Below are 11,226 nucleotides of genomic sequence, written 5' to 3'. Positions count from 1 at the left end.
ATCAACAGCCCTATTCCAGCACAAACCAAAAAAACTGTAGACAAGCTCGATTTCCATCGAGTTTGTCTACAGTCTGAAAGGCTAAACCAAAAATTGGTTTAGCCTTTGTTGTGAGGTTAGCGCTGCTTGTCCGGATATTGCCAAACGCCGGTGGCTCTCATTAAGTCGCGGTATATGACCATTGTTTCGTCTTTGGTTACGTTGTGGGCTTCTTCAATCGATGGGTAATCCAAGTAAACAACATTCGTGAATGCCCGGTCGCTGTTTTTTGCTTTCATTTTATCGTAAAAATCGCTTGCTTCCGTAAAGATGGTGAGTGCGCGTCTCATATGGCTGGCGCTTGTCACGAGCGTGACATCCTTCAGACCTTCTTTTTCAAGGATTGCTGTAGTGAATAGGGCATTTTCAACGGTGTCTGTTGATTTATCCTCTGTCAAAATCCTACCTTCCGCTATACCGTTAGACATCAACCACTCCTTCATCAATTTTGCTTCTGTATTGCCTTGTTTCGGCACGCCGCCGGTCACAATGATCTTGGAATTTGGATACTTGTTGGCTGCGGCTAGGCCGACCTTTAACCGTTCAATTAGTGGTGCTCTCATCGTGCCATCATCCGCAAGTGCATATCCCAGAATCACTATTGCATGCTTGCTCTGCGACAGGTTATCCGGCACCTCTATGTTTAAGATGGTTTTCATAATCGTTTCTGTAGTGGAAAATTTTTCAAGGTATTCATTGGTTTTATGGGTGTCAAGCCGTTTTAAGTTGGCAATGGCCGTTTTATACGCTTTCTCATCCCCATTTACTTTGGAATAAACCCCGTATAGCAGATGTGCATTATAGTTGTCAGGATCCAAATTCAGAATTTGCTGGTAGGTCGCTAATGCTTCCGGGATTTTCTTCTGGATGATTTGTGTGGATGCCAGCGAGATTTTGAGATCCACATCATGAGGGTCCAGTTTGACGGCCTCATTATATGCCGCTTCGACTACATCATATTTGCCTTTTAGGGTAATGCCTTTGAAAATTTCTTCCTCCGCTTGCTTGAGGTCACCGCCATGCCAGTAATAGTACATCGCGATATCTTCTAGTTGATTTATTCGATAGGAGGTAGGTTCATCTGTTTTAATGGGGGTAACAACCGGATTTGGGTTGGTTTCCTCCGCCTCATTGAAAGTAGGTGCCGCAAAAGCGGATGATAGTGTGATGGTCCCAGCTAATGCAAGGGACAATCCCAATTTGCTGTTCCATTTATTCATAGAATCTCTCCTATATTTTTAGTTGCCGTTAAGATAAGGTGCCGACCGTTCTAATTCAAGGTCCACAGTGATTGGCAGGTGATCGGAATAGGTCGATTGTAAAACCTGTTGACCGGAAAACTTCATTCCTTCGCTAACGAAAATATAATCAATTCGTTTTGAAGGGTTTTTAACCGGAAATGTATTGGCATTATCTGCATCTTGAAAAACATCAACAAGATTGCCGCCAGTTCGCAGTAATTCCACTTCTTCCACACCTGGTTCAGCGTTTAAATCGCCCATGAGGATGGCCGGGGTTTCTTTTTTCGAAAGAATATCATTGATTTCATTCACTTGTGCCAGTCTTTGCGGTACATCCAACCCCAAATGGGTATTGTAAACCTGAAGATGATTTCCTTTTACATTAACAGTCGCTTCCAGTAAGCCACGCTGCTCTTTTCCAAAGCTTGATAAAAGGTAATTCTGAGATTGGATAATCGGATATTTGCTTAAGATGGCCGTTCCATATTGGCGGCGATCCTGTCCCTCTACAGCAGGGTTAAGGTCAAGATTGGCTCCATACACATAATGATACCCAAGCATTTTGGCGAGCACTTTGGCTTGATCTTTGAAATTACTGCGTGCGCCATAATGCCTATCCACTTCTTGGATTCCCACAACGTCAGCCTGTTTCTCGGTAATCAAGTCAGCAATTCTTTGAAGATCAAGGACATTATCGACTCCTACTCCATGATGGATATTGTACGACATTACCCTCAAGTTAACCTTGTAGCCCCTGGGAAACTCAGATACAGTTGCTTGTGCCGGAATGCTGCTAACGGTAAAGAACGCTAGCACAATGGCGGCAATAAAACTTGTGATTATTTTCATCATTTTTGTAATCCCCTGTACTAAGTATTTTGAACCACTGTCACTGTTAATAGGAACCTGCTCTGCCATGCCTCCTTTCTGGGTAAATTCCCTAGGTGGATATCCCGGTGAGTATATTGAAAAAGCATAAAGCTTGTCCAAACGTAGTGCAGGAAAAGAAGGAACAACAAATAGGCAGGGGAAGACGATGAAAAGGCAAATCCTTTTGATACGTGCCGCCCTGCCTGAGAGAACCAGTAACATACGTATAAGAATATTCACAGAAAATTATAACAATTAATAAAAGCCTTTTAAAGAGGAAAAAGGCCTGTTTTAAGGCGGGGTGAGAGTGGGAGAATAGCTTGTCCAACATATGGTTTCGGTGAATGCTAACTTTTGTACTTTCGGTGTTCATTCTCAACGGTTGTACTTTCATTTTATATAGAATTTATATAATCCATTAAATGTATTACAACAGAAAAAGGTGTAATGATATAGAAAAAAATCAGGACTATATTCACGAAATAAGTTACACTAATAGTAAATTTAAAACATAAGGAGAAATGTAACATTATGAAAAAATTTTTAATATTAACCTCCGCACTAACTCTATCTATAATTGTTGGTTGTGGCAATCAAGACGTAGGAACGAAAAATGGTTCTGATTCCGAAAATAAAGAAGCAACTACGGAAAATACAAATGAAGAAAAAGAAACGAATGATGAACTCTTTTTTAAAGATAATGAAGCAAAATTAAATGACTTAAGAATTAAAATTACTGAAACTAAAGTTATTCTAGCTGGTGAAAAAGGTAATGAATACGGTGAAAAACCTGTATTTGCAATTTGGTATGAAACAACTAATTTAAGTGATAAAGAAATTGACCCTACGACTGGATGGATGGCAGTATTTGAAGCAGTACAAGATAATGATCCTAATGCAGTCAATACTCTTGAAGTTGGTGGACTACCAGATGAACAATTTCTCGATTCTCAATTAGAAACAATTAAAAAAGATGGTACAGTTAAAAATGCAGTAGCTTATGAATTAGATGATTTAGAAACACCTGTAACATTAATCGCTACACAAGGTATTGGTGGTGATAAGTTAGGTGAACAAACTTTTAAAATTAAATAAACGTTTTAAATAGGTTTAAGAAGCACTCCTTTGTGAGTGTTTTTTTGCTAATTGATCCCAAAATATTACATCCCTGAACAGGATGAGGTTTTCAACAAGGTAAGGATAAGAAAAGAGGATTCCATTAAAGCAGAGCCGCCCCTTTTTAGGGGTTTTTATTTATCAATTTTTTCAGGATTAATTTGAACATTAATCCTGAAAGAATGTTCCCCTCGATGTTTGTGTGAACCGATTCTTAAATCAGCACTGGATATTGCAGGTAAATAGCTGGGTAATCCTCTCTGGCTGTGATTTGGCCGGCGAGTCGGTTGCTCGATTTATTATGAGAACAATATGGCAAACAGGTGCTTGATGCGGTAGAAGAACTGATTGTAGAAGGGAAAGTTTTAACTGCTGATATGAAGGGGACAGCCTCTAAATCTTAAGCATGTGACCGGTTGGTAAGTGCTCTAACCTTACTGAAGTTAGTTAATGTGGTAGAATAATAATATGGCAGCATATGAGGCTTCGGTCTTCATATGTTGCTAGCTTTTTTCTGGCTAGTAAATATTCCAGGAAAAGTATTATCATTGTTATTCTTGAAATTGTTTATAGAGTAAGGACTCTACATAAAAATCAAATTGATAAGGAGATGATTGGATGAATAGCAAGAAGGCCGTTTTTCGTATTTCTTTAGTTCTCAGCCTATTGTTAATTAGCGTGGGCATTTTTGCTCCTAAGCAGTTGGAGAGATTCTCAAATTCATCTCTAACCTTTATTTATAATAATTTTGGCTGGTTTATTCTTGGAAGTACCTTCCTTTTCTTTGCTTTCTGTATGTATATCGGCATTTCAAAGTTTGGTCATATTCGTTTGGGGGATGACGATGATCGACCTGAGTATAAAACAGCTACCTGGATTGCCATGCTTTTTAGTGCCTCTATTGGGATCAGTCTTGTTTTCTGGGGTGTAGCGGAACCTGTTTCCTACTATATTGACCCACCGTTTGGTAAAGCTAATTCTGAGGAATCTGCAAAGCTTGCCATGCAAGTTGTCTATCTGCACTGGGGAGTTTCAGCATGGGCATGTTACGCGGTTGTAGGTGTTTCGTTAGCGTTCTTCCAGTTTAGGAGAAAGCTTCCGGCATCCTTGAGCTCTGTTTTTTACCCATTAGTCGGTGACAAAATTTACGGTGCATTTGGCAAATTTATTAATATTATTGCCATTCTTTCGATTGTTATTGGAATTGCAACCTCCTTGGGATTTGGAACACTTCAAATTAATAGTGGAATGCACTATCTTTGGGGGATTCCAGTGAGTTTTCTCGTCCAGGTCATTATCATAGCTATAACAACCGCGCTTTACCTCACATCTTCCGTTTCCGGACTACAAGCCGGCATCAAACACTTATCAAATCTTAATATGCTTTTAGCCTTTTTTTTATTGGGATTTATGTTGATTCTTGGACCAACACAATCCATTTTCAAAATCCTTTTTCAGGGCATTGGCGATTATGCCCAGAACTTTATCAGCATGTCATTCCGTCTTGAGCCGTATAGTGCCGAGAAGGGTAAATGGATTGGCAGCTGGACACTATTCTATTTTGGCTGGTGGATTGCCTGGGCACCGCTAGTAGGAAGCTTTGTTGCAAGGATTTCAAAAGGAAGGACCATCAAAGAATTTGTGATGGGGACTGTGTTTATTCCTGTTGTTGGAGGATTTTTGTGGTTTGCTGTAATGGGAGGTTCAGCGCTTGATCTCATCCAGAATCAAGGCAAAACAGCCATTGCAGAAGCGGTCTCCTCTGATGTGACATCTGCCTTATTCGAGTTTTTTGAGTATTTCCCGCTGAGTACGTTTTTAAGTGTCTTGGCAATGGTGCTTGTCATTATCTTCTTTATTACTTCTGCGGATTCTGCGATTTTTGTGCTTGGTATGATCAGTGAAAACGGGAATTTAAATCCTGCTGCTTTTACGAAGATCATTTGGGGTGTCGTCATTGCTGCGGTATCTGCTGTTCTGATTACGACAGGGGGATTACAGGGGTTGCAGTCAGCTCTTGTAGCAACCTCCTTGCCGCTTGCTATTTTAATATTGTTTATGTGTTACTCCACTTATAAAGGTCTTGAAAGTGAATTGAGCCAAGCATCCAATAAAGAATACAAACAAGTACAAACTACCAGAACCCTTGAGAAAAAAGCACAGTAAAGGTGGGGAGGTTTCCTCACCCTTACTAAAGATTTTTCGAAGCCGCAACGATAGAGTAGGTATAAATACAGTTAATCCCTACAGGGACTTCCTTCGTACGGTTACCACGAAAATGAAAATCAATAATCATATGAATCTCATTAACACATGTTTAATCCGAATGTTCTGTAGGTAACAATTTGATGTATGATATCATCCTGTAGGGCCGCAGGCTTCAGGTCGATACCCAGCAGCGGCTGATCAGGCTAACTAAGGCGAATATGGCAGTTGCAGACCGGAAGATGTCCGGGAGAGCCGCAAATTTTCTGCTGGTGATGATTTGATACATTAGTACGACCTTTTGTGGCTTACCGGGTGACAGGGGATAAACTCTCAGCCAGGTGTAAGACTCTGGCCGCCATCAGACTGTCAAAGAAAATTGCTAAATTAAAGTGCCTGGCCGTATCTGTATAACAGAGTTAGAGACTTTTGTCCCAGGCACTTTTTATTATTCTGTTAACATCAACTCAAACAAGGAAAAAAACCTCGATTGGATTACATGAATCTCATTTGCCTATATCAACTACCATAGACTCCACTAATTCTTCCCTGATCTTCGTAATATGCTCCTCCATCAGCTCTTTCGCTCTATTCGCATTCCCAGAAGCAATTGCCAGATAAATTTCCTTATGTTCATCCAATGTATCTTCGTACCGGGAGGGATCTTTGAAGCGATGCTTTTGAGTAGCCCTAATGGTATCCTCCATATGGCTGCTAAGGGTATGAATCATTTTGATGAATATCGAGTTATAGGTGGCCTCGACAATTCCGGTGTGGAAATCAATATCCGCTTTTAGCCCCAGTTCGGGATTCTGTTTGGACAGAGCCATATTCATTAGTGCTGTACGCAGCTTTTCAAGGTCTGTTGAAGTGGCTCTCTTGGCAGCAAGGAAGGCTGATTCTACTTCAAGTGCGCGCCTGAGTTCAAGCATTTCATAGACCATGGGATTTTCTTCTTTGACAGCTTTCATGATCTCTTCTTTTCTCGACTGGAGGTCAAAGACTTTAACGAAGCTGCCGCCGCCTTGACGGATTTCAATAAGCCCGTTCTGTTCCATGAATCTTAAGGCTTCTCTTATGCTTGTCCGGCTGACATTCAATTGGCTTGCCAATTCTCTTTCTGAAGGCAGCCTATCACCGGGCTTAAGATTTCCGTTCAAATACCGTTCTGTGATTTTATCTACTAAAACTAGATAGGTCTTTTTCCTCGCCATAAACCGTAACCTCTTTCCAAAATCGTCCTTATAAACTGTCCTAAATGTAACAGAGGTAAAATCTATTAATCAAGATGAAAAAATTTAAATGAATTATTGAATTTTTCTGATAAGTTAGTATAATTGATTTAACTTGTTGGACCAATTTTGCTTTTGGTTCGACCAAATTTTTCCTATAGAGAAAGAAGGAGTAGTGGATGGAAACAGCTAGTGTGAGCCTCATACATGCTTTAAAGGAGGTTCTTTCTGAACAGCAGGTAACGGAAAATCAGACAGTCAGGGAATTGCATGGCAGGGATGAATCATACCATAGGGAGAGTCTTCCTGATCTCGTTGTCTTTCCAGAAACAGCACAGCAAGTCAGTGAAATTGTACAGCTCGCAAACAAATATGAAGTGCCCGTGGTACCCTTTGGGCTGGGATCCAGTCTGGAGGGCCATGTCATACCATACGAGCAGGGCATCACGATTGATTTTTCACTTATGAATAAGATTTTTGAGGTACGTGAAAATGATTTCCTTGTCAGGGTACAGCCCGGTGTTACACGCACCCAGCTGAACAAGGAATTGAAAAAGTATGGTCTGTTTTTTTCTGTGGATCCGGGAGCCGATGCGACACTTGGCGGAATGGCGGCAACGAATGCCAGTGGAACGACTTCGGTCAAATATGGGGTCATGCGTGATCAAGTGCGGGATCTTGAAGTTGTTCTCGCGGATGGTTCGATCATCCATACTGGAAATTTAGCTGCCAAATCCGCATCAGGATACCATTTGAATGGTTTATTCGTCGGATCGGAGGGGACGCTCGGCTGCTTTACGGAATTGACGTTAAGAGTTTATGGAATCCCTGAGCATGTGATGGCGGCAAGGGCTTCTTTTCCTTCATTGAACGATGCGGTAGAAGCGGTAGTATCGATTTTACAGGCGGGTGTACCGATTGCCAGGGTAGAGCTTGTCGATGAACCTTCCATGAAACAGGTGAACCTGTTTAGTGAAACGAACTATAACGAAAGTCCAACCCTCTTTCTGGAGTTTCACGGGAATGAGGCGGGCTTGAAGCAGGATGTAGCATTCACAAGAGAAATCGTTGAAGACCATCATTGTCTGGATATTCAATTTGAAACAGATAATGCAGCGAGGAACCGGTTATGGGAGGCGCGGCACAACCTTGCTTATGCCTATATCCACGGCCATCCTGGAAAGAAAATGATGGTAACGGATGTCTGCCTTCCGATTTCAAAGCTGTCCGGCGCTATAAGCCATGCAAGGGAAGCGCTCAATTTCCTTGGCCTTGATGGAGGTATACTTGGACATGTCGGGGATGGAAACTATCATGTTCTCTTGATGATTGATATGAATAACCCTGAAGAGGTTGACAAGGCTGAAAAGCTCAATGAACGAATTGTCCTCTATGCCCTTGAGCATGGCGGAACATGCACAGGTGAGCATGGAGTAGGAGTCGGCAAGCAAAAATATCAGCAAATAGAACATGGGCAGGCATTAAAGGTTATGGAAAAAATCAAACTTGCCCTTGATCCAGACAATCTGTTTAATCCAAATAAAGTCTTGAAGACAAAGGAAAGAGCGTGATTAGATGAAAGCATTAGAAGCAGTCAGTACAATCGCAGGAAAATATTTTGCTGTTTGGGTTATTTTAATATCTGTCATTGCTTTTATGGTTCCGGACCCATTTTTGGGACTTGGAAGCTATATCACCATCCTGCTTGGAGTTGTCATGTTTGGAATGGGGCTCACATTGAAGGCGGTCGATTTTAAGATTGTCTTTACCAAACCACTTCCAGTGCTAATTGGAGTTTGTGCACAGTTCATCATCATGCCTCTGGTTGCTTTCGTCATTGCAAAACTTTTGAATTTGCCGGCAGAATTGGCAGCCGGCCTGGTATTGCTCGGCTGTGTACCAGGGGGAACAGCTTCTAACGTTATGGTGTATCTGGCAAAAGGGAATGTGCCATTGTCGATTGCCATGACTTCTGTTTCAACCCTGTTGGCACCGATCATGACCCCATTGCTGCTCCTTTTGCTGGCGGGCCAGTGGATGCCGGTTGATGCTGTAGCCATGTTCAAGTCCATTGTCCAAGTAATCATTGTTCCAATCATTTTAGGGCTGGCAATAAAGAAATTCTTCCCTGTTGCAGTGGAAAAAAGCTTAGCAGTTTTACCGCTTATTTCGGTAACGGCGATTATCACGATTGTGGCTACCGTTGTTTCTGGCAATGCTTCAACCATGGCCACTTCAGGGTTCTTGATTTTTACCGCTGTCATGCTTCACAATGGATTCGGACTCTTGCTTGGCTATTTTACAGGAAAAGCGCTTGGCCAGGATGAAGTAAATCGAAGAGCGATTGCAATAGAAGTTGGAATGCAGAACTCAGGCCTTGGCGTTGCGCTTGCGACCGCTCACTTTGCGCCATTGGCTGCACTTCCAAGCGTGCTGGCAGCTGCCTGGCATAATATTTCCGGGCCAATCATTGCTACTTACTGGTCTAAAAAACCTGCCGACAGCATTGAAGAGGGGCCGGCAGTCCGTCCAGTCGGAATCAAGCTATAGAGTGGATTTAAGATGCCTTGCTTCGTTAATGGTTAATGATCGGGGATGCAGGCACCTTTTAAAACACGTAGAGTAGATGTGACCTTCTTTCTTTATGTTTGGTTTATCCCTGCATATGAAAGGAGGTTTTTTATATCGATGAGCAATAAGTAGGAAGAAAAGTCGTTAATCACGGCATTTTTCATGAAAAAGAAAATTGTAAATCTGCTTAAGTCGTATCTTTATAACATTTTCATACGCAGGTTTTGGAAAACAATAAGGTGAGGGAACTTGATTCCTTGCCTTACCTTAGCCTTAGATAAAAATAAAGACTTGCGGTTAAATCTTGATGGTTAACAGAAAAATGGGTGAATGTCCAGTGTTTATTTGAAAATTTTGAAAACTTAAATTAAAATGGAAGATGTTACAAATATTGTTAGGAGGGTGATTGTACTGCATATGAAGCTATTTGCCGCAGGTTTGTCTTCTTTCCTTTTGTTGGGCCTTGGCAGCTCAGCGAGTGCGGATTATGTAAAATCCCAGGCAAGCGAATCGCTGATTCCCGGAGCCCACTCAGTCACGGAAACGTATTTTGACGGAAAAGATGAAAACTGGCTGACGACAAAGAATCCTTCGCAGTTCCAGAAAGCCACCGTTTTTGGCAATATAGGGCTTGCTCCGATCTACTGGGGCGATCCTGCTGCCGGGACAGGCTGGCACCAGATGTATAAGCCAGCTCCCATCAAAGGAACCCAAGTGAATGGGATGTTCGAAGATGCCCAATTTGTCATCCGTGTTCCTGAACACTGGAATGGAAAACTGGTGGTTTCCGGGATCCCGGCGACCAGGAATGAAACATCAACCGACCTCTTATTCAGCGACTATGTTCTCGAACAGGGCTATGCTTTTGCCGCAATTGACAAGGGGACACAGGGAGAGCTTAACCCGGAAGATCCGTTTGCGAAGGTGAAAAATGCCCTGGTTGCTGATGATGACAGTGTTGCAGAATGGAACATGCGATTCCGCCAGGTAACGAAATCGGCCCAGGCCTATCTTGCCGAGCATTATCATGCCCAGCTTATCAAAAGCACCGATTCTTCCAACCCGGCAAGCGGCCTCGTCACTACCAATCACCCAGTCCCTACATACGCAATGGGGATATCGAACGGCGGGTATGTGGTCAGGTATGCACTGGAAAATGACGATCCGGAAGAGACAGGAGAGCCGCGATTGTTTGACGGTGGGGTGGATTGGGAAGGGGTTCTCTGGACTGAAAAGCAGCCCAATTTGATCAGTTCCCTGACGGCTGTGGTAAATAATGCGGCACAAGCGATTTATGGAAGCGGGAAAGAACAGGAAAAAGCACGGGTAGAACTGTACAAGGCTGGTCTTCCTAAGGGATCGGAAAAGCTCTGGGCCTATCACGATCAGATCTATTGGTTTGTCACCTTGAATATTTACCGTGACCATTTCGATCCTGAAGCTCCAGGACGGATCCAGTGGCCTAACTATCTGAATTTTATCAATGGAGTAAGGGACCGATCATATGATAATATTTTTGAAGATTACAAGTACGTTGCCCGCGGAAGAGAAGTGAAAGATAACATAAAGGAGATTTCGAACACTGGTGATATTGACGTGCCGCTTGTCAGCATCACCGGCTCGCTTGATTCGCTGATTTTCCCGGAAATCCATGCAGAAGGTTATGCGAAGCTGGTAAAGAAGGCAGGCAAAACTGACCTGCACCGAATGTATATCATTGAAAATGGCAATCATGTCGACAGCCTGGTCTGGAACCTGGCCACGGATAAAGAAAAAGAGCTTCAACCTTTATTGCCATATGCGCATCAAGCCTTTGAACTCATGGTCGACTGGGTGGAAAACCACGAAATCCCTCCAGAAAGCAAGAATGTGCCATTGCCAGGAAACCCTGTGAAAGTCATCGACATAAAGACCGGAACTGAACGCGACCCTCGATAAGCAGAAAGAAGCTG

8 protein-coding genes are annotated in these 11,226 nt (G+C 42.5%); 5 read left to right on the top strand and 3 right to left on the bottom strand.

The window, feature by feature from the left end:
- Positions 1-116: 116 nt before the first annotated feature.
- Complete coding sequence (locus JJQ88_RS15935; RefSeq protein ID WP_210367029.1) at positions 117-1,259, bottom strand: YdcF family protein; 1,143 nt, start codon at positions 1,257-1,259, stop codon at positions 117-119.
- Between the two features lie 18 nt (positions 1,260-1,277).
- Positions 1,278-2,198 carry an endonuclease/exonuclease/phosphatase family protein gene (locus JJQ88_RS15930; RefSeq protein WP_246861222.1) on the bottom strand — a complete coding sequence of 307 codons (921 nt, stop codon included), beginning with the start codon at positions 2,196-2,198 and terminating at the stop codon, positions 1,278-1,280.
- Between the two features lie 483 nt (positions 2,199-2,681).
- Between JJQ88_RS15930 and JJQ88_RS15925 the strand changes: the two genes are divergently transcribed.
- Both JJQ88_RS15925 and JJQ88_RS15920 read left to right on the top strand, forming a co-directional pair.
- Positions 2,682-3,245 (top strand): DUF5067 domain-containing protein, encoded by a 564-nt coding sequence (locus JJQ88_RS15925; RefSeq protein ID WP_246861221.1) that lies wholly within the window; start codon positions 2,682-2,684, stop codon positions 3,243-3,245.
- 639 nt (positions 3,246-3,884) lie between these two features.
- Entirely contained in the window at positions 3,885-5,432 is a 1,548-nt protein-coding gene (locus JJQ88_RS15920; protein WP_210367028.1) for a BCCT family transporter, read from the top strand.
- Positions 5,433-5,977: 545 nt separating this feature from the next.
- Here JJQ88_RS15920 and JJQ88_RS15915 read toward each other — a convergent pair.
- Positions 5,978-6,685 (bottom strand): FadR/GntR family transcriptional regulator, encoded by a 708-nt coding sequence (locus tag JJQ88_RS15915; RefSeq protein ID WP_210367027.1) that lies wholly within the window; start codon positions 6,683-6,685, stop codon positions 5,978-5,980.
- Between the two features lie 197 nt (positions 6,686-6,882).
- Between JJQ88_RS15915 and JJQ88_RS15910 the strand changes: the two genes are divergently transcribed.
- The 3 genes from JJQ88_RS15910 (at position 6,883) to JJQ88_RS15900 (ending at position 11,212) form a co-directional block, all read left to right on the top strand.
- Complete coding sequence (locus tag JJQ88_RS15910) at positions 6,883-8,274, top strand: FAD-binding oxidoreductase (protein WP_210367026.1); 1,392 nt, start codon at positions 6,883-6,885, stop codon at positions 8,272-8,274.
- A 4-nt stretch (positions 8,275-8,278) separates the two neighbouring features.
- On the top strand, positions 8,279-9,253 hold the full coding sequence (locus JJQ88_RS15905; protein WP_210367025.1) for a bile acid:sodium symporter family protein: 975 nt from the start codon (positions 8,279-8,281) through the stop codon (positions 9,251-9,253).
- A 432-nt stretch (positions 9,254-9,685) separates the two neighbouring features.
- Positions 9,686-11,212: an alpha/beta hydrolase gene (locus JJQ88_RS15900; protein WP_481748309.1), complete on the top strand. Its 1,527-nt coding sequence runs from the start codon at positions 9,686-9,688 to the stop codon at positions 11,210-11,212.
- The last annotated feature ends 14 nt before the right edge of the window (positions 11,213-11,226 follow it).

Origin of the sequence: Bacillus sp. REN3 (assembly GCF_017912555.1) — a bacterium.
Taxonomy (GTDB): domain Bacteria; phylum Bacillota; class Bacilli; order Bacillales; family Cytobacillaceae; genus Mesobacillus.
Note: the sequence above shows the minus strand (reverse complement) of the source record. Positions and strands in the feature narration are given on the sequence as shown.

Bases quoted from the DNA above. Each gene is read 5' to 3' on its own strand.
- JJQ88_RS15935 (WP_210367029.1), bottom strand. From the start codon at position 1,259: ATGAATAAATGGAACAGCAAATTGGGATTGTCCCTTGCATTAGCTGGG.
- JJQ88_RS15930 (WP_246861222.1), bottom strand. From the start codon at position 2,198: ATGGCAGAGCAGGTTCCTATTAACAGTGACAGTGGTTCAAAATACTTA.
- JJQ88_RS15925 (WP_246861221.1), top strand. From the start codon at position 2,682: ATGAAAAAATTTTTAATATTAACCTCCGCACTAACTCTATCTATAATT.
- JJQ88_RS15920 (WP_210367028.1), top strand. From the start codon at position 3,885: ATGAATAGCAAGAAGGCCGTTTTTCGTATTTCTTTAGTTCTCAGCCTA.
- JJQ88_RS15915 (WP_210367027.1), bottom strand. From the start codon at position 6,685: ATGGCGAGGAAAAAGACCTATCTAGTTTTAGTAGATAAAATCACAGAA.
- JJQ88_RS15910 (WP_210367026.1), top strand. From the start codon at position 6,883: ATGGAAACAGCTAGTGTGAGCCTCATACATGCTTTAAAGGAGGTTCTT.
- JJQ88_RS15905 (WP_210367025.1), top strand. From the start codon at position 8,279: ATGAAAGCATTAGAAGCAGTCAGTACAATCGCAGGAAAATATTTTGCT.